The organism is Lysinibacillus phoenicis (genome assembly GCF_047238325.1).
Taxonomy (GTDB): Bacteria; Bacillota; Bacilli; order Bacillales_A; family Planococcaceae; genus Lysinibacillus; species Lysinibacillus irui.
In genome coordinates this window covers 37041-62566 of record NZ_JBDFMP010000002.1, presented here as the reverse complement: position 1 = coordinate 62566, position 25526 = coordinate 37041, and the positions used below count along the sequence as shown (strand labels likewise).

The 25526-nt window shown below is 40.9% G+C and carries 26 protein-coding genes and 2 riboswitches; of the genes, 8 read left to right on the top strand and 18 right to left on the bottom strand.

Annotated features, from left to right (window positions below; genetic code table 11):
- Positions 1-33: 33 nt before the first annotated feature.
- The 16 genes from ABC382_RS01455 to ABC382_RS01380 are packed head-to-tail and all read right to left on the bottom strand — an operon-like array spanning position 34 to position 13834.
- A complete protein-coding gene (locus ABC382_RS01455) occupies positions 34-549 on the bottom strand; it encodes a hypothetical protein (RefSeq protein WP_412926532.1) in 516 nt (171 codons plus the stop codon).
- Between the two features lie 51 nt (positions 550-600).
- On the bottom strand, positions 601-1137 hold the full coding sequence (locus ABC382_RS01450; RefSeq protein ID WP_322611909.1) for a cob(I)yrinic acid a,c-diamide adenosyltransferase: 537 nt from the start codon (positions 1135-1137) through the stop codon (positions 601-603).
- A 13-nt stretch (positions 1138-1150) separates the two neighbouring features.
- A complete protein-coding gene (locus ABC382_RS01445; protein ID WP_274793555.1) occupies positions 1151-1711 on the bottom strand; it encodes a nitroreductase family protein in 561 nt (186 codons plus the stop codon).
- A 33-nt stretch (positions 1712-1744) separates the two neighbouring features.
- Positions 1745-2512, bottom strand: coding sequence for a uroporphyrinogen-III C-methyltransferase (cobA, locus tag ABC382_RS01440; RefSeq protein ID WP_274793556.1), 768 nt, complete (start codon positions 2510-2512; stop codon positions 1745-1747).
- A complete protein-coding gene (locus ABC382_RS01435; RefSeq protein WP_322605563.1) occupies positions 2509-3147 on the bottom strand; it encodes a precorrin-2 dehydrogenase/sirohydrochlorin ferrochelatase family protein in 639 nt (212 codons plus the stop codon). The genes cobA and ABC382_RS01435 overlap by 4 nt, the downstream gene beginning before the upstream one ends.
- Complete coding sequence (locus ABC382_RS01430) at positions 3140-4507, bottom strand: cobyrinic acid a,c-diamide synthase CobB (RefSeq protein WP_322611908.1); 1368 nt, start codon at positions 4505-4507, stop codon at positions 3140-3142. Before ABC382_RS01430 ends, ABC382_RS01435 begins: the two co-directional genes overlap by 8 nt.
- 11 nt (positions 4508-4518) lie before the next feature.
- Positions 4519-5640: a cobalt-precorrin 5A hydrolase gene (locus ABC382_RS01425; RefSeq protein ID WP_274793558.1), complete on the bottom strand. Its 1122-nt coding sequence runs from the start codon at positions 5638-5640 to the stop codon at positions 4519-4521.
- Positions 5633-6418 carry a precorrin-4 C(11)-methyltransferase gene (cobM, locus tag ABC382_RS01420; protein WP_274793559.1) on the bottom strand — a complete coding sequence of 262 codons (786 nt, stop codon included), beginning with the start codon at positions 6416-6418 and terminating at the stop codon, positions 5633-5635. Before cobM ends, ABC382_RS01425 begins: the two co-directional genes overlap by 8 nt.
- A complete protein-coding gene (cobI, locus tag ABC382_RS01415) occupies positions 6418-7125 on the bottom strand; it encodes a precorrin-2 C(20)-methyltransferase (RefSeq protein WP_274793560.1) in 708 nt (235 codons plus the stop codon). The genes cobM and cobI overlap by 1 nt, the downstream gene beginning before the upstream one ends.
- On the bottom strand, positions 7118-8338 hold the full coding sequence (gene cbiE / locus ABC382_RS01410) for a precorrin-6y C5,15-methyltransferase (decarboxylating) subunit CbiE (RefSeq protein WP_274793561.1): 1221 nt from the start codon (positions 8336-8338) through the stop codon (positions 7118-7120). The genes cobI and cbiE overlap by 8 nt, the downstream gene beginning before the upstream one ends.
- The gene (locus ABC382_RS01405) at positions 8295-9428 is read right to left on the bottom strand and encodes a cobalt-precorrin-5B (C(1))-methyltransferase (RefSeq protein WP_274793562.1); all 1134 of its coding nucleotides are present in this window, start codon (positions 9426-9428) and stop codon (positions 8295-8297) included. Before ABC382_RS01405 ends, cbiE begins: the two co-directional genes overlap by 44 nt.
- The gene (locus tag ABC382_RS01400) at positions 9428-10087 is read right to left on the bottom strand and encodes a precorrin-8X methylmutase (protein WP_274793563.1); all 660 of its coding nucleotides are present in this window, start codon (positions 10085-10087) and stop codon (positions 9428-9430) included. Before ABC382_RS01400 ends, ABC382_RS01405 begins: the two co-directional genes overlap by 1 nt.
- 12 nt (positions 10088-10099) lie before the next feature.
- Complete coding sequence (cobK, locus tag ABC382_RS01395; protein WP_322611907.1) at positions 10100-10861, bottom strand: precorrin-6A reductase; 762 nt, start codon at positions 10859-10861, stop codon at positions 10100-10102.
- Complete coding sequence (locus ABC382_RS01390; protein WP_274793565.1) at positions 10858-11772, bottom strand: sirohydrochlorin chelatase; 915 nt, start codon at positions 11770-11772, stop codon at positions 10858-10860. Before ABC382_RS01390 ends, cobK begins: the two co-directional genes overlap by 4 nt.
- Positions 11773-11787: 15 nt before the next feature.
- Positions 11788-13458: a precorrin-3B C(17)-methyltransferase gene (gene cobJ / locus ABC382_RS01385; protein ID WP_412926531.1), complete on the bottom strand. Its 1671-nt coding sequence runs from the start codon at positions 13456-13458 to the stop codon at positions 11788-11790.
- 4 nt (positions 13459-13462) lie between these two features.
- Positions 13463-13834, bottom strand: a complete 372-nt coding sequence (locus tag ABC382_RS01380) for a (2Fe-2S) ferredoxin domain-containing protein (RefSeq protein ID WP_322611905.1) — start codon at positions 13832-13834, stop codon at positions 13463-13465.
- Between the two features lie 146 nt (positions 13835-13980).
- Positions 13981-14163, bottom strand: a riboswitch (cobalamin riboswitch).
- Between the two features lie 243 nt (positions 14164-14406).
- Positions 14407-14590, top strand: a riboswitch (cobalamin riboswitch).
- Positions 14591-14734: 144 nt separating this feature from the next.
- Between ABC382_RS01380 and ABC382_RS01375 the strand changes: the two genes are divergently transcribed.
- The 5 genes from ABC382_RS01375 to ABC382_RS01355 all read left to right on the top strand — a co-directional run bounded on the left by ABC382_RS01375 (position 14735) and on the right by ABC382_RS01355 (position 20966).
- Positions 14735-15481 carry an energy-coupling factor ABC transporter permease gene (locus ABC382_RS01375; RefSeq protein WP_412926530.1) on the top strand — a complete coding sequence of 249 codons (747 nt, stop codon included), beginning with the start codon at positions 14735-14737 and terminating at the stop codon, positions 15479-15481.
- Position 15482: 1 nt separating this feature from the next.
- The gene (locus ABC382_RS01370) at positions 15483-15755 is read left to right on the top strand and encodes an energy-coupling factor ABC transporter substrate-binding protein (RefSeq protein WP_274793569.1); all 273 of its coding nucleotides are present in this window, start codon (positions 15483-15485) and stop codon (positions 15753-15755) included.
- A 5-nt stretch (positions 15756-15760) separates the two neighbouring features.
- Positions 15761-16534: a cobalt ECF transporter T component CbiQ gene (gene cbiQ, locus ABC382_RS01365; RefSeq protein ID WP_274793570.1), complete on the top strand. Its 774-nt coding sequence runs from the start codon at positions 15761-15763 to the stop codon at positions 16532-16534.
- Complete coding sequence (locus ABC382_RS01360) at positions 16531-17373, top strand: energy-coupling factor ABC transporter ATP-binding protein (protein WP_312507260.1); 843 nt, start codon at positions 16531-16533, stop codon at positions 17371-17373. Before cbiQ ends, ABC382_RS01360 begins: the two co-directional genes overlap by 4 nt.
- A 92-nt stretch (positions 17374-17465) precedes the next feature.
- On the top strand, positions 17466-20966 hold the full coding sequence (locus ABC382_RS01355; RefSeq protein ID WP_322611904.1) for a S8 family peptidase: 3501 nt from the start codon (positions 17466-17468) through the stop codon (positions 20964-20966).
- Positions 20967-21057: 91 nt separating this feature from the next.
- On the opposite strand, the gene ABC382_RS01350 is transcribed toward ABC382_RS01355, so the two are convergent.
- Together ABC382_RS01350 and ABC382_RS01345 are read right to left on the bottom strand one after the other, a co-directional pair.
- The gene (locus tag ABC382_RS01350; protein ID WP_274793573.1) at positions 21058-21498 is read right to left on the bottom strand and encodes a GNAT family N-acetyltransferase; all 441 of its coding nucleotides are present in this window, start codon (positions 21496-21498) and stop codon (positions 21058-21060) included.
- A 119-nt stretch (positions 21499-21617) separates the two neighbouring features.
- Positions 21618-22706 carry a glycosyltransferase family 4 protein gene (locus ABC382_RS01345; RefSeq protein WP_412926529.1) on the bottom strand — a complete coding sequence of 363 codons (1089 nt, stop codon included), beginning with the start codon at positions 22704-22706 and terminating at the stop codon, positions 21618-21620.
- Between the two features lie 251 nt (positions 22707-22957).
- Between ABC382_RS01345 and ABC382_RS01340 the strand changes: the two genes are divergently transcribed.
- Genes ABC382_RS01340 through ABC382_RS01330 form a run of 3 tightly spaced genes read left to right on the top strand, consistent with a single transcriptional unit; the run spans position 22958 to position 25482 of the window.
- A complete protein-coding gene (locus ABC382_RS01340; protein WP_312507256.1) occupies positions 22958-23557 on the top strand; it encodes a glycosyltransferase family 2 protein in 600 nt (199 codons plus the stop codon).
- A 42-nt stretch (positions 23558-23599) separates the two neighbouring features.
- On the top strand, positions 23600-24628 hold the full coding sequence (locus ABC382_RS01335; RefSeq protein ID WP_322611902.1) for a polysaccharide biosynthesis protein: 1029 nt from the start codon (positions 23600-23602) through the stop codon (positions 24626-24628).
- A complete protein-coding gene (locus tag ABC382_RS01330) occupies positions 24625-25482 on the top strand; it encodes an SDR family oxidoreductase (protein ID WP_322611901.1) in 858 nt (285 codons plus the stop codon). The genes ABC382_RS01335 and ABC382_RS01330 overlap by 4 nt, the downstream gene beginning before the upstream one ends.
- Positions 25483-25526 lie beyond the last annotated feature (44 nt).

The following is a 25526-nucleotide window of genomic DNA, read 5'->3' as shown; positions in this document are numbered from 1 at the left end:
CACTTTCCTCCGTAATTATTGGTGTAACGCGGTTTATGCTCTGGCCCCGCGGGTATTCACCTTCACTCTGCGGGTATTCACCTTCACTCCGCGGGCATTCACCTTCACTTCGCGGGTATTCACCTTCGCTCCGCGGGCATTCACCTTCACTCCGCGGGTATTCACCTTCACTCCGCGGGTATTCACCTTCACTTCGCGGGTATTCACTCTTGCTTCACGGGTATTCACCTTCACTTCGCGGGTATCCACCCTCACTCCGCGGGTATTCACCTTCACTCCGCGGGTATTCACCTTCGTTCCGCGGGTATTCACTCTTGCTTCGCGGGTATTCACCTTCACTCCGCGGGCATTCACCTTCACTTCGCGGGTATTCACCTTCGCTCCGCGGGCATTCACCTTCACTCCGCGGGTATTCACCTTCACTCCGCGGGTATTCACCTTCGTTCCGCGGGTATTCTCCTTCACTTCGCGGCTATTCACCTTCACTTCGCGGGTATTCACCTTCACTCCGCGGCTATTCACCTTCACTCCGCGGCTATTCACCTTCACTCCGCGGCTATTCACCTTCACCCGCAGATATTCCCTTCATCCAACGGATTGTTAAAATTCTAGTCCTTTTACTGCTGGAATACCTTCATCATAATAGTGCTTTGTTGCATCGATGGTCGATACTAAATCAGCCATTGCTAGTAACGCAGGATGTGCGCTTCTTCCTGTGATGACAAGGTGCATGGTAGATGGGCGTTGCTGGATAGCCTCGATGACTTCTGCTAATGGTAGGACATCATCGATTGGAAACTTGCTAATCGCGAGTGCATTGTTTAATTCATCTAGTACCAATAAATCGATGCTCTCATCTTGCAGAGCTGCCTTCGTTTTTCTCCATGCCTTTGCTAAGGCAGTACGATGCTCCTCAGGTGTTTTTGTCCACGTAAAGCCAATACCCATCTGCTCCATCTCTACGCCAAGTTTACGAAGGGCAATTTGCTCTCCGTAAGTACGTTCGGGGGATTTGATGAACTGTAAATAGCGCACAGTTAAGCCTCGGCCAACCGCGCGTAATGTTACACCAAGTGATGCTGTCGTTTTACCTTTTCCTTCGCCTGTATATACTAAAAACAAGCCTTTTCTTGCCATGCTGTTAGCCTCCTTAGAGCCAAGTTGTCTTTTCTTCAAATGGCGTGCGCTTCTTGTCGTTCAGTTCTTGCTCTTGTGGGTACCCAATAAATATTGTTCCGACTACTTTTTGACTAGCACTTGCTCCAATAAATGCGTGCATACGTGGATCATGAACAAGTCCGACACCACGTGTACGCCAGACAAAACCAAGTCCAAGCTCTTCAGCTGTCAGCCACATGGACATAATGGCACTACATACGGCAAAGACATTGTCTTGCGTTGCATCGGCATCACCTTCTACCACATCTGCTGTTACGACAATCGCTACAGGCGTTGTTTGGACAACCTTTAAAGAGCTTTCTACTAAATTCGGCTTTGTTGGGAAGCGCTCTTGTAAATAAGCACTCGCCATTGCCTCATAGCGCTTCATGGCTTCATCTTGGATGACATAAAAATGCCAAGGCTCGCGCATACGGTCATTTGGCGCATAAGTTGCTGCCTGTAAAATTTGTTCAATTTTTTCCTTTTCAACTGGCTGCGTTGTGTAATTTCGAATTGCTCGTCGCTTTTTTAATGCTTCGATGACTGTCATATTACTTCCTCCTATTGCGCTTCAACTAAATGATTATGAAAAGGCAAGTCCCTGCTCTTCAAACCATTGAATTTTTTCTCGTACATTGACTACATCGCCAACTACAATCATAGAAGGATTATGATACCCTTCACGTTCAATAATGCCTGCAATCTCATCAAGTTGCCCTGTAATCGTTCGTTGTTGAGCAGTTGTGCCCCATTCAATGACTGCAACAGGCGTTGTTGCCTTACGTCCATTCTCGATTAATTTTCGAGCAATATAGGCAATATTGCCAACGCTCATATAAAAAGCAACGGTATCAATGCCAATTGCTAGTGCAGGCCAATTTAAGAAATCTTGCCCTTTTTCTTCACGACCATGGCCAGTCACAAGAGCAAAGCTTGTCGCAAAATCTCTATGTGTCACAGGAATCCCTGCATAAGCAGGAGCCGCAATTCCTGCTGTAATACCCGGAACGATTTCATACGAAATACCATGATTTTTTAGTATTTCTGCTTCTTCGGCACCTCGACCAAAGACAAAGGGATCGCCCCCTTTAAGGCGTGTGACAACCTTTCCTTGTTGTGCTTTTTCAACAAGTAATGCATTAATTTCATCTTGGATGAGATGATGCTTCCCTGGAAGTTTGCCGCAATAAACGAGCTCGGCATCCTTTTTTGCAAAATCAAGCAATGTAGGATTCACAAGACGGTCATAAGCGATGACATCTGCCTTTTGAATACATTCCAGGCCATACACAGTAATGAGCTTCGGATCTCCAGGGCCTGCTCCAACGATATATACGATTCCATCCTTCATTGCTTTTCTCCCATCAATAATTGTTGTAAATATGCTTCACGTTGATCGATTTCACCATGACGTGTCCATTCCAAAATGTTTGGCTCTAGCAATGCTTGCAATGCCGCACGTCTTTGTGGGCCCTTGTCATACTTTGCAGCAATCATTAACCTGGCTTGTTGTAAGAAGCATACATAGTCTTCATAGATTTCATCAAATTGATCTTCTAAATCTGCTTTAATTTTGCGGGCTAAAGCTGGGCTTGCTCCCGATGTTGAGACAGTTAATACCAATGGACCTCGGCGAACAATCGCTGGCGTAATGAAATCACTTTCACTTTGCTGATCTGTTCGATTAATTAATTGCCAATGCTGTGCAGCCTCTTGTACAGCTTCGTTAACAGCCGTCTCATTCGTTGCTGCAATAATGAGAATCGCATCATCCAAATCACGTGGTTCAAATTCCTTTTGCTTCCAAGTAATTTGCCCTGATTCAGCAAGTGGCTGTAATGTGTCATGGAGTGTAGGACTGACAATGACGATATGGGCCTTTGCTGGTAACAAGGATGCTACCTTCTGTGTTGCAACATGACCGCCACCTACAATCACAACTGTTTTATATTCTAAATTGATATGAATTGGAAAATAATTAGTCATCATTTTTCACCTTCTTACAAGCTGTTAACCAATTATCAACTAGCTTTGGGTTTGATACAAAATGGAAATGTGTGTAACCAGCCACCAAATTTCCCCTTTGATAGCCTTCTTGCTTTTTACCAAAACGTCCAATCGTTTCGTAGGCAGGGGTGTGAAGAGAGCCACTATATTTAGAATAATGGAATTCATGTCCTTTCGCTTGTTCCTCTGCACCGATTAAGAAATTATCCGCAGTACCAAAAATTTCACGATAGCCTAGTGCTGCTAATTTTGTTTGCATCGCTACTTCTCCTGGAATGACACCTACCATATCATAACGTTCACCATGGCTATTGGTAATCGCCTCTGTTAAATACATAAAGCCTCCACATTCTGCTAATGTTGGCAGACCTTTAGTGATAGCTTCACGTATCGAATTTTTCACAGCGGTATTTTTAGCAAGTGTCTCCGCAAATTCTTCAGGGAAGCCTCCACCAATATATAAGCCATCAGCTTGTGCTGGTACAGGTTCATTGGCAAGTGGTGAGAAGAATTGCAATGTCGCACCCTTCGCACGTAACAAAGCCAAATTTTCTTCATAATAAAAATTAAAGGCTGCATCTCTTGCCACAGCGAGACAAATATTTTGTGAAGGCTCTTCTCTAAATAGCTGACCGCATTCTTGAAGCATGGGAGCCCTTGTTAAATCAAGTAATTGATCTAAGTCAATGGTCTCAGCCATAAGGTCACCTAGTTTCTCAAAAAAGGAATCGAGCTCCCCTCTTTCAATGGCTGGCACTAAACCTAAATGACGACTTGGAATATCAATCCCTTCCTCCCGCTTTAGATAGCCAATGACAGGGATACCACATTCTTGTTCAATAGCGGCCTTGGCGATTTCGTAATGACCCACACTGCCAACTTGGTTAGCAATAACGCCTACAATTCGTGGTTTATCTGAGAGCAATTGGAAGCCCTTTACAACAGCCGCCACACTACGTGCCATACTTGCACAATTGACTATTAAAATAACCGGACTCTCTGTCACTACACTAATATCTGCTGCAGAACCCGCATCTGATAATGGACTTTTGCCGTCGTAAAAGCCCATCACTCCTTCAATAATGGATACATCGGCATCTTTACTGGCACGTGCCACAATATCACGGACTGCTTCATGCGAGAACATCCAGCTATCAATATTACGTGAAACCCTGCCTGTTACAGCCGTATGATAGGTAGGATCGATATAATCAGGACCACATTTGAAGCCCTGCACAATGTTCCCTTTATTTTGTAGAGCTTTCATCAGACCAATAGTAAAGGTCGTTTTGCCTACGCCACTGCCCGTACCAGCCAGTACAAAACGATTTGTTTGCATGGACTTCCTCCTTAAAATAGGTATCTAGCAACTGAAATCGTAGCATTACCTGATTTTTTCTTTTCTAGAATGAGTGATTGGACCTGTGCATAGCGCATCGCCGCTGGTTCACTAACACCATATGCTCCTGTATATTTAAAAACCGTTTCTGAAGGTGATGGAAAGTCGATTTCATTTAATTCGGCCGGTGAATAGGTGATGAACTCCCAATCATATTTCTTTGTAATATCTATGAAACATGGCTCATCTTTCTTTAGATCAATTGTACATAACGCTCTTACACTTTTTTTCGAAAGTTTAAGCTCTGCCAACGTTTCATCAATTACTTGTTCAATTTCCTCTAAAGATGTACCACGATTACAGCCCATTCCTAGCACAATGGATTTTGGTCGATAAATAACACCATTTTCTAGAAGAATCTCTTCCTCTTGCTCGATAATTCGGTCTGTTATTAATAAGGTAGCATGAGGTTTGGCATCAATGGCTGCCTGTGTAGATGGATATATTTTAATTTGCTCTGGCATTGGTGTGTCACGCATCCACCAATCACGTTCACCTGTTTCCTGCACGATCGCCACATGCTCCTCGTTGACGACAGAAGCACTAACAGGTGTCAATTTGTCGGCACTATCCCATACCCACCCAAAACGTGCGCCAAATAAATCAACAGGAATGGTCTTTTGCACATCAGAAGCAGTTGTAATGATCGGATTAGCACCAAGTGCAGCTGCCACTTCATGTGTTAGCTCATTGGCCCCACCCAGATGCCCCGATAAGACACTAATAACGTTTTCGCCTCGATCATCTATGACGACAACACCAGGATCTGTCTTTTTATCTTTTAAAATCGGCGCAATCATTCGGACGACTGCACCAAGTGAAATGATTAATATCAACCCTTTGTATTGCTTAAATAGCGTTGGCAATAATAAGCGTACTGTGCCCGTAAATAGTTGAATATGCCTTTCTGCTTCATCACCTTGTTCAAATTTGCTCATGTAATATAAATCACTGGCTGCAAATGTTTGCTGTAGGCGACGTCCAATTTGAACACCGTGCTTAGTAATCGCCACAACAGCATAGGGATTGCGTTGATCAACTTCTGGTAACACGCCCTCTTGTAACTCAATCACTTGTCTTCACACCTTTTCTAAAGCCATGTGTAAAGGTTGCATCATACAACTTTGAGCGATATTGGTCCTTATCATGAATAGTCGGATCTAACGCCCAACCTGCTAGAATCATGGCATGCTTACGAATACCGTTAACACGCATCGCTTCATCTAATTCTACTAATGTCGTACGGACTATTTTTTGATCTGGCCATGAGGCACGTTGAATTACCGCTACTGGCGTATCGTCAGCCCAGCCAGCACTTTGTAGTTCCTTGACAATTTTCTTTGTAAGCGTTGCACTTAAAAATAAAGCAATTGTACAATGATGACTCGCTAAATCACGAAGCTTTTCAAATTCTGGCACAGGTGTACGCCCTTCAGCACGTGTTAAAATAAGTGTTTGTGTTAAATCAGGAATGGTTAGCTCAGCACCAATAGCCGCTGCCGATGCAAATACAGAGCTGACTCCAGGAATGACCTCATAGCCAATGCCTTCTTTTTTTAAAAGTGCCACTTGCTCCATAATCGCACCATACATCGCTGGGTCACCTGTATGCATACGTGCCACTACTTTCCCAGCATTAACGCGATCAACCATCACAGCCACCATTTCCTCTAAATGCATACCCGCCGTCCGAATGACCTCTGCATCAGGTCTCGCTTTCGCAATGAGGTCTTCACTCACTAATGAATCTGTATACATCACAACGTCCGCTGTTTGTAACATATGTAAACCTTTAACAGTAATTAAATCTGGATCACCTGGACCAGCGCCGACTATATAGATTTTATTCATTATTTACGCACCACCATTAATGTTAAATATTCTAAATCGACACCATCTAGCTCCCGTACATCCCAAATGACTTCTTCATCTGATGTTACTTTTGTCACCACAGAAGCTTTATCAAGTAAATCTAGATCACGTAGCACCTCAAGCATTAAATCAATTACTTTTGCCACTTTTATAAAGACAACTGCATCATGGCTTTCAATGGCTTCACGCATTGCCTCATAATCATCATACGCAGGGATAATTGCAACACGGTCATCACCATCCGCTAGCGCAATTCCTAGACGAGATGCGGAACCATTGAATGAGGATATCCCTGGAACTGTACGGATTTCTACATCCGGATGCATCTCCTGCATTAATTTCATCATATGGATGAACGTACTATATAATAATGGATCACCTTCTGTGACAAAGGCTACATCCTTGCCCTCTTGTAATTTTTCGTAAACTAGTTCTACAGACTTTGTCCATTCACGTTCTAGAACAGCCTCATCTTTAGTCATTGGAAAGACAAGCCCCAGCATATCTTTTTCGTCAGGGTTTATATACACATCTACAATACGATGGGCATAGCTTTTACTACCTCTTAGCTTTTTTGGATAGGCAATAACAGGAGATTCCTGGATCACACGAAATGCCTTCACTGTAATTAATTCTGGATCGCCAGGACCGACGCCCAAGCCATATAAAACACCTAGATTACTCATGATTTTCTTCCTTTCGATAAGCCGAAATAATATATATTGGATTTAATGGTACAAAGCGTGTCATATCTAAAATAGGTTTGCTGCGTGCAAGCTGAGCCTGTAAAATGTCAACCGCAAAACCACAAGCCTTAAATGCCTCAACGGCTTTATATAAATTTTCAATTGTCGCTGCATTTAACACAATGCGCCCATTTGGCTTTAAACGCTGACAGCATAATTGCAGTAACTCAACCATTTCCCCACCAGTGCCACCAATGAAAATGGCATCAGGGTCAGGAAAGTTGTCTAGTCCTTGTGGTGCTTTACTATGAATAGCCGTTATATCGACTCGAAACTTTTGCTGATTTTGAAGACAGTTTTCTAAATCAGGTGCATTTTTTTCTACTGCAAATACTTGTCCCTCTGGAGCCAGTTTACCTGCCTCAATAGCCATAGAACCCGTACACGTGCCGATATCCCAAATAACACTATCCTTTTGAAGCTGCATCGCTTGTAAACTTAAAACACGAATTTCTTTTTTCGTAATAAGCCCCTTATCTGGCTTTCGTTGTGAAAACTCCTCATCATCTATCCCGAGTGTATAGCATTTTGGTTCCATTGTTTGCTTTAAAATCACGACGTTCAACGGAGAAAAATGACCAACTTCCATTTCATCAAGCGAGTACCAGCCGTATTTTTCATGAACACCCTGTAAGTTTTCTGCTACAAACGCACGGTATTCCGTCATACCAAAATGCTTTAAATAACGAGCAAGGGCATTTGGACTATTTTCTGCATCTGTTAAAAGCGCTACTTTCTTTTTCCCATCAATCTTTTGTGCCAAGCCTTTCATTGGTCGACCATGAATACTCGTTACATAAGCATCCTGCCAGCTTTCTCCCATCTTCGCAAAAGCAAGCTGGAGGGAGCTCATATAAGGGTAAATCTCTATGTCAAGCTTTTTCGCAAGATAGCTCCCAATACCATAAAATAATGGATCGCCAGAGGCCAGGATGACTGTATTTCTAGTTTCTTCTGACAATCTCTCAACAAGTGTTGAAAGTCCTCCTTTGATGGTGATTTTTTCACCTGCAAAGTCTGGGAAAAATTCAAGGACACGTTCACCCCCAACCAGTACCTCACAGTTTTCAATCAACTGCAGATATTGAGGGTATAAGCTTGCTAATCCGTTATCCCCGATCCCAATCAATTTCATCGATCGATGCAATGTCATCAGCCCTTCCTAATAATTGTCCCTGCATCGAATAGATCGATGTAGAAAGCGTTAAACCACCCTTTATATGACGGATGGATGAGTAGCAGCAAGCCTCACATAAATGATGGAAAAATGCATCATAGCCCTTGTCCATCATTATTTCTCCTACTTGTGACGCTGTGTTGGCTTCACGTACTTGTGCTATTGTTTCTTCATTTGCTCCTATATCTACTGCCAGTTGCGCTAAAAAATTAAAGTCAATGGGTGCACTTTTGGAATGCACCATCATCACGCCTTGTGCCACCTTCGAGAATTTTCCCATCATGCCAACAAGAGAAACTTGTTTGATGCCGAGTCGCTTACAATGTTTTAATGTAAAGCCGACAAAATCACCCATTTCAATAAAGGCCTCTTCTGGTAAATGAGGATATTGTTTCATCGCAAATTTTTCACTGCGACCACCTGTTGTTACCACGACATGCTCACAGCCTGCCTCTTTGGCAACGCTAATGGCTTGAACAATACTTGCCATATAGGCTGAACTTGAAAAAGGCACGACGGTTCCCCTTGTGCCTAAGATCGAGATGCCCCCAAGTATACCGAGTCGTCCATTTAACGTCTTTTTAGCAATCTCCTCTCCCTTCGGTACAGAAATCACCACATTCACGCCTCTTGTAATGTGAAATTCGTCCAGAACACCTTGGACAGTACTAACAATCATTTTACGTGGTACAGGGTTAATGGCTGCCTCGCCGACAGCTACTGGCAAGCCTGGCTTTGTTACACGCCCCACACCAATTCCTCCATCTAAATGGATGCCTGGTGTATCTGCCCAGCTTACTGTGCCAACGATGAGTGCCTGATGTGTGGCATCAGGGTCATCGCCAGCATCTTTAATCGTTTCACAGCTTACTGCATTTTCCTCAAAGGTGCATTTTTCAATGGTAAAGGTTGCATCCCGACCAATAGGTAAATGAATGGTACTTGTCTCTTGTTCTTCCTTCGTAATAAGGGCCAGTAATGCTGCCTTTGATACTGCCGTCGCACAGGCTCCCGTCGTATAACCGTGACGCATGTCCTTGGGATCCTTTTTGGGCTTCCGCTCCATTATTTTTTCGCCTGCTCATCCGCTAAGAGTGAGATGGCGTTTAATGCGGCAACCGTCACTGTACTACCGCCTTTACGGCCAACATTTGTAATGTACGGAATACCTTCTAGTTTGAGCAACTCTTCTTTCGACTCAGCAGCTGACACGAAACCAACTGGCATCCCGATAATTAAATCTGGTTTTGCTAAGCCTTCCTTAATTAAACGAATCAATTCCAGTAATGCTGTTGGTGCATTACCGATTGCATAAATACCACCTTCATGCAACTTAGAAGCCTTTTGCATAGAAATGATGGCACGTGTTGTATTTTGTTTTTTCGCTTCTACTGCTACATCCTCATCTGCAATATAGCAATGCAGATCACCACCGTGCTTTTGGAAACGTTTTTTACCAGATCCACTTTCAATCATTTGGACATCGGCAATGACATGACGACCAGCAAGGATCGACTTAATACCCGCTTCAATGGCGCCGGGAGTAATAATGACACTACGACCTAGTTCGAAATCAGCCGATGCATGGATAATACGACGTACAATCTTCCATTCATCTTCGGAGAAGTCATGCTCACCCATCTCCTCTGCAATAATTGAGAAACTATAGTCGTAAATTTTATCTGGGTCTACTGTTAACGGTTTGAAATCTGTTTTAAAATCCATGGATAATGCCTCCTAAATTGTATGTTGAACAGCCTGTAAGACTTCTTCAAATGTTGAATATTGTTGCCCATATTGAATATTGGGTCTTGCTATCAAAATTGTTTCAATATTACAGGCAAGAGCTGCCTCTAGCTTTTCATCAACCGAACCGACTTTACCGCTTTCTTTGGTAATCATCAAAGTGACCCCATATTGACGAAAAAGGGCTTCATTTAATTCCTTTGAAAATGGACCTTGAATGGCTACAATATCACGTTGTGCAACACCAAGTGCCTCACATTTTTCCATATTGTCCAATCTAGGTAGCATGCGAGCGATCACTCTTGTATTTTCTAAGCCTTGTAAAACATTTGTAAATGTCGCAAGTGTTTTACTGCCTGTTGTCAACATGATGACACCGCGTTTTTCTGCTGCTAGCCTGGCTGCCTCCTCATAATCCTTCACCACAGTAATAAGTGGATGCGTATAATGCTCATGCGCACGTTCATAACGGATATAAGGTACTTGCGCCTGTTTAGCTGCAGCCATTGCATTTTTCGAGGCTTCCTCTGCAAAGGGGTGGGAAGCATCTACTACCAATTGATAGCCCTGGTCCAAAATAATGGACGCCATTTCTTCCGCTGTCAATCGACCTATTAAATGTGGCAAGCCAACATCAGCAAGACTTGAAGCTGCCGATTCTGTTACAACTGTGGCGGTTACAGCATGGCCTGCACTTTGTAAGGCAAGAGCTAGATCCCTTGCATCACTCGTTCCTGCTAACATGAAAATCATTTTACCGGCTCCTCTTCATGATGATGCTCGTGATGTTCGTGATCATGATGGTGGTGGTGGTCGTGACCATGATCGTGATCGTGATGATGGTGATGATGTGCATGACCATGAACCGCCGCATAGGCGCGATAATTTTCTAAATCTTGCATCCCTGTTGATGTACCGTTAACTGCTTGCTCAATACGCTCTAATAAAACATTTTGTAATCGTTCGTGGTAGCCAAAATAGTTAGCAATTTGAATATCACACGCTGGATATTGCTCATTAAATTTCTTACACATATCATTCATACGTTCCATTAAAATCCCTGTGAATAAAAAATAAGGAAGCATAACAATTTTTTTAGCACCTAGCTTGACACAGCGCTCGATCCCTTCTTCGACACGAGGATCCGTTACACCCATAAAAGCGCTTTCCACGTATTTAACAGGTAGCTCCTCCCATAAAAGACGAGTAATTTTATAAAAATCACCATTTGCAGATGGATCACTGCCACCTCGTGCAATTAATAAAATCGCTGTATCTTGCTCTTCCTGTTCCGCATTAAAACCAATTTCAGCGAGACGATCTTGTAATATCGCAAAGATTTCTTCATGAATTCCAATTGTTTGACCGTACGTGAAAGTAATATTCGGGTAATGCTCACGCGCATGCTCGATCTCTGCTGGAATATGTAGCTTCGAATGACCAGCATGCAGTAATATGATCGGTATTACATGAACCTCTGTCGCGCCCTTCTTCACGCAGTTTGTAATGCCCTCTTCAATATTTGGTGATGCAAATTCAAGGAAACAAGTTTCTACTAAAAACTGTTCATCAATACGAGGCTTCATTTGCTCGATAAATGTACGTACCTCATCATTCCCTGCTGCTAAACGGCTCCCATGGCCGACAAATAAAATCGCTTTCATCTCTTTTCTCCTTACCTAGTCGCCGCACGGAGCTGGCTCTACTTTTATTTTGGAAGACATATCTTGATACGTATAATGCAGTATCTTTTTCACACGTTTAAAGTATTTAAACAAGCGTTCATTTGGATGAGCATTTGCTTTATATTCTTCAATAATGTCTGTAATAAGTGGGAGTAGCTGTTCAGGCTCCAACCCTTCTACAACTGGCTGCGCTGCATGAGCCGTACGACCGACTGGCTTTGCTCCAATAAAAACATCAAATTTACTTTTACGATAGACGATGCCAATATCATCAAATACAGCTCGATAACAGGCCATACCACAGCCATTGAAGCCAATATTTAATGTTTTAGGTAAGGACATGCCGCCTAGTTTTTCTTGTATTTCTTCCGCATATGGAATGGAATCAGCCTTTTCACCATAGCAAAAATCACAAGCCTTCAATGTCAGGACATCCCCAATAGGCGCTAATAAAAAGCCTACTTCCTGTAATTTCTCTGTAATGCGTTCAGGCTCTGTCGTCGGAATTTTTAAGTGGATTTGATGGTCTGGCGTATATTCCATCGTGCCCTCTTCTCCAACCACCTCTGCTAATGTCATCATTTGCTGTGGTGTGAAAAACTTATTGGCTACCCCTGGACTTACTGCTAGCTCAAAAATAGATTCTATTTTTTGCTGCACAAGCTTCGGCGGCGTGACCTTAATTGCACTTGTTCCTTTCACCATGGCGAGTGCCGCTGTTGCCATTTCAAGCGCTGTTTTTTTCGGCCGAGGCGTAGCCGCTACACTGGGTTTATTAAATCGGCCAGCATTAGGGTCTGCTGCAAAGTCATCACGTGCAGTCCCTGTCTCTTGGTTCATTGCCCACGGCTCATTTTCTTCACGTAAACGCTGATGTGGTCGTAATGGCTGTTTTTCTTCCCCAAGTGTATATTTACGCTGGTAGCCACGTGGCGTAATCATTTTATTATCATAGAAAAATGTCGATGAATTCCCGATAATCACGGTTGTCAGCATACCAATATCATGTTCGAGCATTTCTGCTAATGTTGTCATCGTCACTTCCTGACGTTCTCTATAGGCACTTTTTACAAGTCCTACTGGTGTGTCTGGCGAGCGATATTCTAAGAGAATTCGTTGTGCTTCTACAATTTGTCTTGTTCTCCTACCACTTTTAGGATTGTATAAAGCAATAACAAAATCAGCCATTGCAGCAGCCTCGACACGCTTTGCAATTAAATTCCATGGTGTTAGGTGATCACTCAGACTAATGGTACAAGCATCATGCATAATCGGAGCCCCTAGTAAACTAGCACATGAATTGATTGCTGAAATACCAGGAACTATTTCTACTTCAATGCCTGTAGCTTCTGTCCAGCCTAATTCGATTAACACTTCGTACACTAATCCCGCCATACCATATACGCCCGCATCCCCACTCGAAATTACGGAGACGATGCTGCCTGCTTCTGCTTGACGAACAGCCTCTTGAGCACGTGATACCTCTTCTGTCATTCCGGTACTGACAATAGACTTTGCACTGACTAAATCTTGAATAAGCTCTACATAGGTTTTATAGCCTATGATCATATCACTTTGTTGTAAAGCTTCTACTGCTCGTGTCGTAATATGCTTAAAATCTCCAGGTCCAAAGCCCACTACGAAAATTTTCCCTTTTTGCGCCATGCTGTTACCCCTCTTTCACCTTTTCGATCCCTTTAATGGCTGTCGTTTGTGCTGTACGCTGTAATGTACCTTCCCGAAGTGTAAAGACATGTTCGTTGTATAATGATTCATGATGTAAATCTTGTACGAGTATTCTTGCATGCTCTGTTGATGGCACTCGATACCAATTTCCTTGTGGATAGGCGATGACTACACAAGCATCCTTGCATCGTCCATTACAGCGCGTTCTTGTCGTATGTATTTCCTGATCGAGTGCTTGTCGCTGTATTTCATCTCGAATGGCTAAGGTAATTTCCTCAGCATCCTTTCTCATGCAGCTACTGCCATTGCAAATAAAGAGATGTGTTTTCATCCCCTCTAAATTCCATGTTGTCATCTTCTGTCTCCCCTCATTTGCTTTCTGGAAAAAGAAAAAACCCTCACTCTTAACGAAGAGTAAAGGTTTTGTAGAAGCCAAATAAAAACGAATAGAATAAAATACAGGTACTCGCTCTCGCTTCAACTTCTCCCTCCGAAAAGTTTGCATGCACAATCAAATAAGCAGGTTTCCTGACTTAAGCTTCATTTTACTATCGCACCTTCCCAAGTTTTCACCAGTGGTACCTGCGAATTCATCAGCTATTACAGTAGCGGGGGCTGTATTGGATTTTCACCAATTTCCCTATTATCTCGAGCTATTCGAGCACTTATTGACGTTTTATATGAAATTTATTATCTTCTTCATTTTTTAGAAAACTGTCTCTATCATATCTTATTATTTTAAAATTTCAATATTTCTTTAAAAATTTATGACAAATTTATCAATTTTGCTCGAATCTTATTCTTTAAAAAACTAAGTTCTCCTTACTTCTATCTAAATTTTCTATATGGATATGCAATTAAAAATTTTTATATAAAAAAATCTAGCACAATTATGGAAATTTATGTTACACTTTGTCGTGAAATCTCACAACTTTATGTTTTTTCGGTGTAAAATGCTTGCCATTTTACTTAAAAGGGAAGCCGGTTTGAATCCGGCGCGGTCCCGCCACTGTAATAGGGAGCTTTATAGATAATGTCACTGTCCAATGATGGGAAGACCTATAAAGTGTTGAACTAGAGCCAGGAGACCTGCCGAAAAAAAGGTGATCGTTTCAACCTACGAGGATAGGTGTGCGGCTTAGCAGATGAGAATGATTTGCTTTTTTTAGCTATGCACTTTTCCAGCAGCGGAGAAGTGCTTTTTTATTTTACGCACGCTACATTCTTAAAAAACTAATCGTTAGGAGGAAAGCTTTTGACATTTTCATGGTGGAAACTTAGTTATTTTTTATTGGCCTTGTTAATCGTGCCAAACCGAGCCTTTGCTATGCATATCATGGAAGGCTTTTTACCCATTGAATGGGCCATTTTTTGGTGGGTCATCACGACTCCCTTTATTATTCTAGGATTGCGTTCCATTCGAAAAACAATGGAAGAAAACCCTGAAACAAAAATGCTCTTAGGGCTTTCAGGAGCCTTTGCTTTTGTGCTATCGGCCTTAAAGATCCCCTCTGTTACCGGGAGCTGCTCCCACCCAACTGGCGTTGGACTTGGAACAGTTTTATTTGGACCTTTAGCAATGAGTGTCATTGGGACGATTGTGTTATTATTCCAATCATTACTATTAGCGCATGGTGGTATCACTACTTTAGGAGCCAATGCCTTTTCTATGGCTATTGTCGGTCCGTTTATTGCTTACTTTGTTTTTGAAGGGGCTCAACAAATAGGGTTGTCATTTTCACTTGCCGTTTTCTTTGCCGCTATGCTTGGTGACTTAGGTACATATATTGTGACTTCTGTCCAACTAGCACTAGCCTTCCCTTCAGAGGTTGGAGGTTTTATGGCATCCTTTACAAAGTTCGCAGGAATTTTTGCCTTAACTCAAATTCCGTTAGCCGTTAGTGAAGGAATTTTAACAGTCATTGTGATGAATTTCTTGAAAAAATACAATGTCAGCGAATTAAAAACTTTACGTGTTTTCTCTACAAAGGAGGCACATTAAAATGAAACGTAATGTATTGCTATTAGTGATTGTAGTGCTGTTAGCCATCATCCCACTGTTCATCCAAAAAGGAGCAGAATTTGGTGGTGCTGATGGAGAAGCAGAAGCTGCTATTGGAGAAATCGATGCAGAATATGAACCGTGGTTCGACAGCTTATGGGAGCCGCCAAGTGGTGAAATCGAAAGCTTATTATTCGTCCTACAAGCCGCTATTGGTGCTGGTTTTATTGGCTACTTCATTGGCTATATGCGCGGCAAACATAAAGAAGGTTAACCAACATGTTGCTCATTGATAAATATGCCTACCTCAATAAGCTAGCGTTCGTTCATCCACTTGAAAAAATGATCTTTTCACTTGGACTACTTCTAGTAACGCTTATCATGAAAGATGAACGTCTTTCACTCATTACATTTTTTGTAATGAGTGCTTTTATCATTATAGGTGCGAAAATCCCGCTTAAATACTATATTAAATTACTATTACTACCAGCTTTTTTCTTGCTGACGAGTCTCGTATCCATTTTACTAGCTATTACACCTTCAACCACTGTCTTACCTGCGCATGTTTGGTCTTTCACGTGGATGGCTTGGACAATATTCATCGGGAAAGCAAGTGTCCTAACTGCGCAACACTTGTTCTTTATCGTTCTTGGCAGTATTAGCTGTTTATATTTTTTAATTTTGACCACATCCGTACAAGGAATTTGTTTTGTGCTACGACAATGGCGACTTCCCTCACTCCTAGTCGAGCTAGTAGAATTAACCTATCATTTTATCTTTATTTTTTTAGGGAGCATGCAAAAAATTCATCTAGCCCAGCAGGCCAGGCTTGGCTACCATTCACCTATGCAGTGGCTACGCTCTATATCTATGCTTATTGCGGCACTATTTGTTGAAATGTTTCAGCGTAGTCGAGAGCTCAACAATGCCATGCAGTCACGGGGCGGTGAAAGCGTTTATTGGCAAGAGACGAGCTCTTATAGCAAGAAAAACTGGCTAGGCATGGCCGTTATTTTTCTAGTGCTCATCGTATATGGAGGATACTTCTCATGAAAAACTGTTATTTTGAACTAAATCAGCTGTCCTATGCCTATGCTGATGGAACGAAGGCTCTGACAGACATTACCTTACACATACCTAAAGGAAAAAAAATCGCCATCCTAGGTCATAATGGTGCTGGAAAATCGACTTTATTTCAGCATCTGAACGGCATCTTGAAGCCAACTGCTGGAACGATATTATTTGAAGGAAATAAGCTTCAATACAATCGAAAGGCATTAAAGGCACTTCGCCAGCAAGTCGGCATCGTTTTTCAAGATGCGGATCATCAACTTTTTTCAGGCACTGTCAAGCAAGATATCGCATTTGGACCACTGAACCTTGGTTGGTCTACTGCAAAAGTTGAAGAAAAAATAGCATGGGCTGTTGCACAGACAGAAGTGGGAAATTTACTCGAAAAACCGATTCATTTTTTAAGTGTAGGTCAAAAAAAACGTGTGGCAATGGCAGGTGTGTTAGCGATGGAGCCCTCTGTCCTCCTGTTAGATGAACCAACAGCTGGTCTAGATAATTATTATTCTTCAAAAGTTTTACAAACTTTAGCTAAATTAGCAGACGGTAAAAGAACGATTTTACTAGCTACTCATGATCTCTCTCTTGCTTATGAATGGGCGGATCAAATTATTGTTATGGAGGGTGGATCAATTATTTATAATGGCGATCCTATCACCTTGTTTTATGATGAAGATTTGCTAACACAAGCTCATCTAGAACGACCATGGGTTTTAGAAATGGTCTTAGCATTACAAAAAAAGAAATTAGTGCAGGAAAGCATCCGTATGCCTCGCTCTAAAAAAGATATAGAAAAATTAATTGACCAAATTGATTGCTAGAGAAAAATTTTCCTCAATTACGAAACTTTACTAATCTTTATTCGTATATGTATAGTCGAGACTAAATTTACAACCCCAAGGAGAGATAACAATTGAAAAGTTGGTTTAACAAATCTGTCGCAGTTGTAGCATCCGCTGCACTAATGGTTCCTACCGCTTCTGCCTTTGCTGAGACACCACAACATACAGCAAAAAATGTGCTGGCAAACAGTTCGAAACAAATAGAAAAGAATGAAGAAAAATGGATGAGCAAGGATACAATTGTTATCAAGCATTCAGGTCTTGATAAAAATGTACATAAAAAAATTGGCTCTAAAGTCATCCGCTCTATTCCTTCTTTAGGTTACGATGTAGTTCAACTGAACAAAGGGGTAACAATCGAAAAGGCCGTTTCATACTACTTAAAGCAAAACGGGATTAAAAGTGTATCCCCTAGCTATGTATATCATTCTTTCACTAAAGACATAGATCCAAAAAAACAAGAGATGTATCATTTAAGTCTACTGCAAATGGATCAAGCACTCCAATTAGCTGGCGATCATGATGTAAAAGTTGCTGTCATTGATTCTGGTGTCGATTTTAAACACCCCGATCTCAAATCTCAAGTACTCCCACCCTATAATGCAGCAGCACCTGCAAATGCTACTTATCCAGGCGACCATGGAACACATGTGGCGGGAATTATCGCCTCAGCAAAAGATAATGGTATTGGTGGACACGGGATTAATCCAAAAGCAAAGCTACTGCCAATTGATGTATTCAATGGCAAAGAGGGCGCAAATGATTTCATTATTGCACAGGGCATTCTCTATGCCATTGAGCAAGGTGCCGATGTCATTAATATGAGTCTAGGGGGCTATGGGGAATCTCCACTGATGAAGGAAGCTGTTCAGAAAGCCATTGATAGTGGAATAACAGTTGTGGCTGCTGCTGGAAATGAATCAACAGATGATTACTCCTTCCCCGCTTCATTCGAAGGTGTCATTAGTGTTGGTTCGACGAATGATCGCAACAAGCTATCAAGTTATTCAAATTACGGACCGTCCGTTGATGTTGTGGCACCTGGTGAGGAAATATATAGTACGGTTCATGATGGGAAAAAAGGTTCTTCCTTTGTCAAATTTAGTGGTACATCTATGGCATCGCCAGTCGTGGCAGGTATTGTCTCCCTTCTTAAATCAAAATATCCAAATTTAAAGCCGCATGAAATAGAAGCCATTCTGGAAATGACAGCACAAGATTTGGGCGAGAAGGGTTATGATCTTACGTATGGTCATGGGCTTGTAGATCCTGTAAAAGCATTACAGTTTGATTTAAATAAACTGCCTAAGCATTATTCAGAGACTAAGGAAAATCAGCTTAAAAATGCCAAAGTACTAGCTAAAAATAAGTTGAACACGGAACAAGGTGTATTTGAGCAACAGGACGAGATAAAATGGTACAAGGTTGAATTAGACCAGGATGAATATGCTCAGCTTACATTAAAAGGTGCTGATAAATATGATTATGCCTTTGACTTATATTTCTACCCAAATAGCGGGATTGGTGATGTAGAACCGATCAATGTGAATGATGTTCGTGTAGGTAAAAAAGAAGGATATTTATTTAAAGCAGATCAAAAAGGCACGCTATTAGTTGGTGTTAAAGATCATAATGGTAGCTATAGCTTAAAAGGTAAATCTACTTATGTCTTTACAGCACAAACGACGAAGGACCTGCCAATCGATACATTGGATAAGTCTGCAATGGAGACCATTAAAAAGTTCCCATATAGTACAGCAGGCAAAAACTATACCCTTCTGTCAAAAGATCAACAGCAAGATCAAGATTATTTCACGTTTTCTGTAAAAAAACCTACGACGTTAAAATTTGATCTTACTGGGATTCCAGGTGTTACCGCTTCTATGGAGCTTTATCTAAAAGATGACCTTTCTCCAATACCACCACAAGAAGCCGGCAAAGCTGAAAATGAGGAAGTTGAAGAAGAGGAAGCTTATCCAATACAATCTGCTTATGGTGCAGCGAAAGGTGAAGCAGTCAGCATGATAATCGATGCTGTTCCAGATCAAGAATACGTATTAAGTGTATCTAATGAGAGTAATAGTGAGTTTTCAATGGAGATGTTCTTTAGTGGTGGCATTGAAAAAGAGGAAACGATCAGTGAATCTATGATTCCATACACATTAAAAGGTGAAGTGGTGACCCTTCCTCCTGACGAGGATGGACTACCTTTAGATGAAGCCATGTTAGAAGAAAACGTCCCAGAGGAACAAGTACCTATTTCACCAAGTAACATAAAAAAACGCAATGAAATGGAAAGCCTGATGAGTATGTTAATGACACCTATGACGTCGGGCAATCTTGAAAATGTTGTTCAAATTCTGAAACAGGCGATACGCTTTGATATCGGCGAAGATCAAAAAGCTTATTTCCAAACTGAATATGATGAAGATTTCTTCACATTTAAAGCGAAGGAAGACGCTCTCTATAGTTTTAGCTTTAACAAAGGTACAAACCAAATGCCTACGGGTACAGTGTTTGAATATGACGAGGAAGCAAAGGAATTAATTCCGGTTTCTTCCTTAACAAATGATCTCGGCATTTTAGCACTACTACTTGGTTCAGCCGGTAATGAAAATGAAGCAAAGGTCATTCCATTAAAAAAGGACAAAACATATGTAGTAGCTGTTGTTAATGCTGGTGAACGTTCTGCTGATCCTTACACATTGAAAACTAGTAAAATAGGTGAAATTCCAGCAGATTATAATCCGGAAAATAATGAGGAAGCAAAAGCCCTCAAAATTCAACCGGGTACTACTTACAAAGATCATCTCATTTATTCAGATGATGTAGATTACTACTACTATAAGCAAGAAGGCAATGATGAAGTGATGAGCCTGCTTCTTTCTTCGGTTCCGTTTACAAATGAACAATTAGCGCAACTACCAAATGAACTGCAAAAAGACTTGAAATTTGCAGGAGCGATTATCGAGGATACGAACGGTAATATGAAAATTGATCCGAAGGAAATGGAAACTGAAGTTCCATTTGGACTTGGTGACAACATACTTGAAATGCTCCTTGGAATGATGGGAACAACTGATGTCAACACATCCTTTACGGCTAAAAAAGATCGAGGCTATTTTATCCTTGTTAACAGCATGGGTCTTGGTCAAGTGTCCGCTCAACCGTATACATTAACGCTGTTTGACCATAAGCGAGCAGACGAAGATGCCGATTCTAAATTAGTGAATGGAATCCCAACCAAACCATCTGCTCTTACGAAAAAAGAGGATCGATGGATCGCAAGTCAGTATTTAAATGCAGGTATCCCATTTGGTGATAAGGATTATTTTGAATGGAACAATGACCAAAAGCGCGACGTGACATTCTCTCTTCAAACAGAAAAATCACTAGATGGCGTCATCCGAGTGATCGATGCAAATGGAAAAACAGTCAAAACGCTAGATCTTTATGGGGCAGGAGATGCTGAGGTAGGTACAGTAGAACTAGATGCTGGTAAATACTATATTGAAGTCAGTGAATATTATGGTCAGGCAAGTACCCTACCTTATACGCTAGAAATTAAATAACCACCCTAATTTCCCCTAGATTATGATAGATCTAGGGGATTTTTAGCACAAAAAAGCATCCGTCCGTAGACAGGATGCTTGCTCGTTTATTTTACATAAAATATTTCACATAATTACAGTATTCATCTTGCTTCATGTGAAGTTTTTCATAAAGTTTACGCGCATTTACATTATCGGCTGCTGTTTGAAGCGTAACATAGCGAGCATCTTGTTGCTCACAATATTGAAATACCTGTTCCATCAATGCCTTGCCCACCCCTAGGCCTCTAGCATCTTCGGTTACATAAATATCATTGAGAATAAAGGCGCGTTGTAAAGCGACAGAGGAAAATGTTGGATATAATTGTGTAAATCCAATCACCCTACCATCTTCCTGCGCTACAAAAACAACAGACTCTTTTAAAGCCAATCGTAATTGTAAAAATGCCTTGGCACTACTTATATCTGAATCTATCCCATAAAATTGGCGATATTCATCAAATAATTTTGCTAAGTCTTCTAGTTCGTTCATTGTTGCTTGTAGTATTTCCATTCCTGTCTCCCCTTGTGTCTACCCATGATTGTCTAACCTATATTTCTAGAATCTATTATATAGGAAATAATGGTATAAAGAAAAGAATACTCCACTATTTAGAGAAAGAATATTTACGTTTATTCATCCAAATATACAGCAACCTTCTTCACAAGTTGCTGCCAGTTTAGTTCCTTTCGTGCAAATGCTTGCAATTCTACACAAGTATTTGCTAGCAATGCTTCCTGCTTCGTGACTTGCTGGAATGTCCGGCCAATACTTTCCCAGTCATGTGTCGGATGTATGGTGCCAAAACGTTGTTGCTGGGTTATATCATCAGCACCATCCACATCAGTTGTCACAATATAACAACCATTTTTAGCTGCTTCTACAAAAACATGTGCATAGCATTCAACTAGAGACGTTAAACAAAAGATTTTAGCCTTACGGTATTCCTCCTCTAATTTCACCCTATCATAAATGGGCCCTATGATAGTCACTTGCTTCGCAAGTGGATGACTATCCAGTATCATTAGCAGCTCCTGCTGGAATGTTGCAGACATCGGACCTACTAACCGAAGCTCCCAGTCTGGAATTTGTGCTGCTAGAAAAGCCCTAACAGCCAATATAGTTTGCTTCTCTGGCGAATCTAAGCGTCCCACCATTAAAATTCTATTTTCTTTTTCCTGAAACGGCACCGGCTCTGTGTAAAAATGCTCATAAAAGCCATTGGGCAGATGTTTAATTTCCAATTGTGAAAACTCTTGAATGGCCTTTTGAATAGATACACATTCAGAGGTGAGGAGATCACAGAGTTTTAGTAACTCTAGAAAATATGGATAGGTTTTTAATCGGTTTAGCCAAAATCGATTCACATCTAACTTCATATATATTTTCCCATCTGGATGATAGTGCTTATAGGTCTGGAGAATAGGAAGGTAGGATGGATAGGGACCGATAGCGAATGCTATGTCGATCTCTTTTGCATGCTTCACTAAATAGGCATTCATATTCGCCACATAGTCAATGCCAAATGGGACATGTTCAAATTTCACATTAGGAAAAGATTGTTGAAGTAGGGCGTCGTTCATCTCTGTTGTAACAATACTCACTTCATAGCCTAAGTAGTCCCCAAGTAAAATAGGTACAAGGCATAAATCTTTGAAAATATGTGCATCGGAAAGTTTATAGGACTCCACGCTACAAATAAAGGCGATCTTTTTTGACATCGTATCCCTCTTTCTAATAAAGCACTCTAACTAGTTTATGTCCCCCCCTGTTAAACGTGCACAACTTAGTAAATTTTCGCCCTTAGCAGCACATTTCTCTAGTAAAAGAGCTTGATAGATGTAAAAACTACTCTCTCAAAAGCTTCTAAAAACAAGCATTGGCCTACAGTCACACTATATTCACGCATATTGTATTAAAGAATCCGCTCGGTTAAGTAACTCTACTAATTATGAAAGAATGGAGGGATCACATGAAAATCAGCTTTTTATCACCCGCATTTAATAGTGAAGAATGGATCTTAACAATGCTTGACAGCATTCCAAAAGAATATGCCTATGAAATTATTGTTGTAGATGATGGTTCCACTGACAATACATTAGCTATTTTACAAGACTATCAAAAAAACTGTGCGGCTTTAAAAATTATCGTTCATCCAACAAACCTAGGCGCGAGCGTTGCATATAATCGGTGTATTGCAGAGGCAACAGGAGACTATATAGCCATCATTGATAGCGATGATCATTATTTGCCTGCCATTCGCAACGTACTCGCACAGGTAGATGGTGAGTTTGATATTTATTATTACAACATGATTATAAAAAATGGCTATGGATTTATTAAAGATGAATCCAACCGCTACTCATTACCTGGTCAGTTTAAAATCATTCGAAGAAGTTTTATCGGTGATGCTAAGTTTACCATTCGGAAAGATATTGCGGGAGATTGGGATTTTAACTGTGCACTCATGGATAAAAATCCAACTTGTAAATATACAAATGAATTTGCCTACTGGTACAACTATCCTAGGGAAAACTCTGAATGTGATTTGCATGAAAAAGGCCTGAAATAAAATGATCCTAATCAACATACAGGAGGTGCTACAAACCATACAATGTTTACAGATAAAATATTACTGATTACAGGAGGCACTGGTTCTTTCGGTAACGCAGTTTTAAAGCGATTTCTAAATACTGATATTAAAGAAATTCGAATTTTTTCAAGGGATGAGAAAAAACAAGACGATATGCGTAAGCTCTATCAGCATTCGAAAATAAAATTTTATATTGGGGATGTCCGTGATATACAAAGTATTCACAACGCTATGTATAACGTAGACTATGTATTCCATGCCGCTGCGCTTAAGCAAGTTCCCTCCTGTGAATTTTTCCCTTTAGAAGCTGTGAAAACCAATATTTTAGGAACCGACCATGTATTAACTGCCGCCATCCAAGCAAGTGTGAAAAAAATCATTTGTCTATCAACAGATAAAGCAGCCTACCCTGTCAATGCAATGGGGATTTCCAAAGCAATGATGGAGAAGACGTTTATAGCAAAGTCTCGAATGGTTGATCCTCATCAAACGCTTATTTGTGGCACTAGATACGGCAATGTCATGGCTTCACGAGGCTCGGTGATTCCGTTATTTATCGAACAAATAAAAGCAGGAAAACCTTTAACGATTACTGATCCAAATATGACACGTTTTATGATGACTCTTGAGGAGGCAGTTGAATTAGTTATCTATGCTTTCTCACATGCACAAAATGGAGATATTATGGTACAAAAATCGCCCGCTGCAACTGTCGAGCATTTGGCACAGGCTTTACTTGAAATTTTTCAGGCAAACAATACCATTCAAATTATCGGGACACGGCATGGGGAAAAAATGTATGAAGTATTATGTACAAAAGAAGAAGCAGCAAAGGCCATTGATATGGGCAAATTTTATCGCATCCCAGCGGATAATCGGGATTTAAATTATGGAAAATACCTCGAGGAGGGCTCTCCAAAAATTACTTTAACTGATGAATATAACTCTAACAATACACAACGATTAAGTGTGGCTGATATTAAAGAAAAATTATTAACATTACCTCTTATTCAAAAAGAGCTTCTCCATTGGACGGGAGGAACACCATGAAATTTTTAGTGCTCGGTGCTACCGGTATGGCTGGCCACACCATTGCTATCTATTTATGGGAACAAGGGCATGAGGTAACAACATACTCTAGAACTTCTTTCCCATTCGGACACAATATAACAGGTGATGTAACCGACTCCAATTTTTTACGATCCCTGCTGCAAGACAATGATTTTGATGTCGTGATTAATTGTATAGGTGTTTTAAACAATGCTTGTGATGCAAATCCCGCGCAAAGTATTTTGCTAAATAGCTATCTACCACATGCGATTGTAGCTCTCCTAGAAAATCAACAAACAAAGCTTATTCATCTAAGCACAGACTGTGTCTTTTCAGGGCAGAATGCCCCTTATCATGAAAAAAGTATGCGAGACGGGGAGACCTTTTATGATCGCACAAAAGGGTTAGGTGAAATTGAGCGAAACAAGCATTTAACATTTCGTAATTCGATTATTGGTCCTGATTTAAAACAAAACGGCATCGGATTATTCAATTGGTTTATGCAACAAGATGGCCCTATTAATGGTTATACAGGTGCTATTTGGACTGGTGTCACAACAATTACATTAGCTAAAGCCATTGAACGTGCTACCTATGAAGAACTAACAGGGCTCTATCATCTCGTCCATACTTCGAATATATCAAAATATGAACTTCTTCAGTTATGTAACCGACACTTTTTGGATAGTAAACTGGACATTCTCCCCTATCAGCTTGTTAACGTGAATAAAACATTACTAAATACAAGGAACGACTTTTCCTTTGTTGTCCCAAGCTATGAAGAAATGATTGTTGAAATGAAGGAATGGGTGCTACAGCATAAAGATTTATATCCCCACTATTTTCGTAAATAATTTCGTATAAACTCCATTATGTGGAAGGTTACTCATAATGGAGT

What these genes read in the sequence shown, in the direction of transcription:
- ABC382_RS01450 (WP_322611909.1), bottom strand. Translation starts at nt 1,137, where the DNA reads ATGGCAAGAAAAGGCTTGTTTTTAGTATATACAGGCGAAGGAAAAGGT.
- ABC382_RS01445 (WP_274793555.1), bottom strand. Translation starts at nt 1,711, where the DNA reads ATGACAGTCATCGAAGCATTAAAAAAGCGACGAGCAATTCGAAATTAC.
- cobA (WP_274793556.1), bottom strand. Translation starts at nt 2,512, where the DNA reads ATGAAGGATGGAATCGTATATATCGTTGGAGCAGGCCCTGGAGATCCG.
- ABC382_RS01435 (WP_322605563.1), bottom strand. Translation starts at nt 3,147, where the DNA reads ATGACTAATTATTTTCCAATTCATATCAATTTAGAATATAAAACAGTT.
- ABC382_RS01430 (WP_322611908.1), bottom strand. Translation starts at nt 4,507, where the DNA reads ATGCAAACAAATCGTTTTGTACTGGCTGGTACGGGCAGTGGCGTAGGC.
- cobM (WP_274793559.1), bottom strand. Translation starts at nt 6,418, where the DNA reads ATGAATAAAATCTATATAGTCGGCGCTGGTCCAGGTGATCCAGATTTA.
- cobI (WP_274793560.1), bottom strand. Translation starts at nt 7,125, where the DNA reads ATGAGTAATCTAGGTGTTTTATATGGCTTGGGCGTCGGTCCTGGCGAT.
- cbiE (WP_274793561.1), bottom strand. Translation starts at nt 8,338, where the DNA reads ATGACATTGCATCGATCGATGAAATTGATTGGGATCGGGGATAACGGA.
- ABC382_RS01405 (WP_274793562.1), bottom strand. Translation starts at nt 9,428, where the DNA reads ATGGAGCGGAAGCCCAAAAAGGATCCCAAGGACATGCGTCACGGTTAT.
- ABC382_RS01400 (WP_274793563.1), bottom strand. Translation starts at nt 10,087, where the DNA reads ATGGATTTTAAAACAGATTTCAAACCGTTAACAGTAGACCCAGATAAA.
- cobK (WP_322611907.1), bottom strand. Translation starts at nt 10,861, where the DNA reads ATGATTTTCATGTTAGCAGGAACGAGTGATGCAAGGGATCTAGCTCTT.
- ABC382_RS01390 (WP_274793565.1), bottom strand. Translation starts at nt 11,772, where the DNA reads ATGAAAGCGATTTTATTTGTCGGCCATGGGAGCCGTTTAGCAGCAGGG.
- cobJ (WP_412926531.1), bottom strand. Translation starts at nt 13,458, where the DNA reads ATGGCGCAAAAAGGGAAAATTTTCGTAGTGGGCTTTGGACCTGGAGAT.
- ABC382_RS01380 (WP_322611905.1), bottom strand. Translation starts at nt 13,834, where the DNA reads ATGACAACATGGAATTTAGAGGGGATGAAAACACATCTCTTTATTTGC.
- ABC382_RS01370 (WP_274793569.1), top strand. Translation starts at nt 15,483, where the DNA reads ATGAAACGTAATGTATTGCTATTAGTGATTGTAGTGCTGTTAGCCATC.
- cbiQ (WP_274793570.1), top strand. Translation starts at nt 15,761, where the DNA reads ATGTTGCTCATTGATAAATATGCCTACCTCAATAAGCTAGCGTTCGTT.
- ABC382_RS01360 (WP_312507260.1), top strand. Translation starts at nt 16,531, where the DNA reads ATGAAAAACTGTTATTTTGAACTAAATCAGCTGTCCTATGCCTATGCT.
- ABC382_RS01350 (WP_274793573.1), bottom strand. Translation starts at nt 21,498, where the DNA reads ATGGAAATACTACAAGCAACAATGAACGAACTAGAAGACTTAGCAAAA.
- ABC382_RS01345 (WP_412926529.1), bottom strand. Translation starts at nt 22,706, where the DNA reads ATGTCAAAAAAGATCGCCTTTATTTGTAGCGTGGAGTCCTATAAACTT.
- ABC382_RS01340 (WP_312507256.1), top strand. Translation starts at nt 22,958, where the DNA reads ATGAAAATCAGCTTTTTATCACCCGCATTTAATAGTGAAGAATGGATC.
- ABC382_RS01335 (WP_322611902.1), top strand. Translation starts at nt 23,600, where the DNA reads ATGTTTACAGATAAAATATTACTGATTACAGGAGGCACTGGTTCTTTC.
- ABC382_RS01330 (WP_322611901.1), top strand. Translation starts at nt 24,625, where the DNA reads ATGAAATTTTTAGTGCTCGGTGCTACCGGTATGGCTGGCCACACCATT.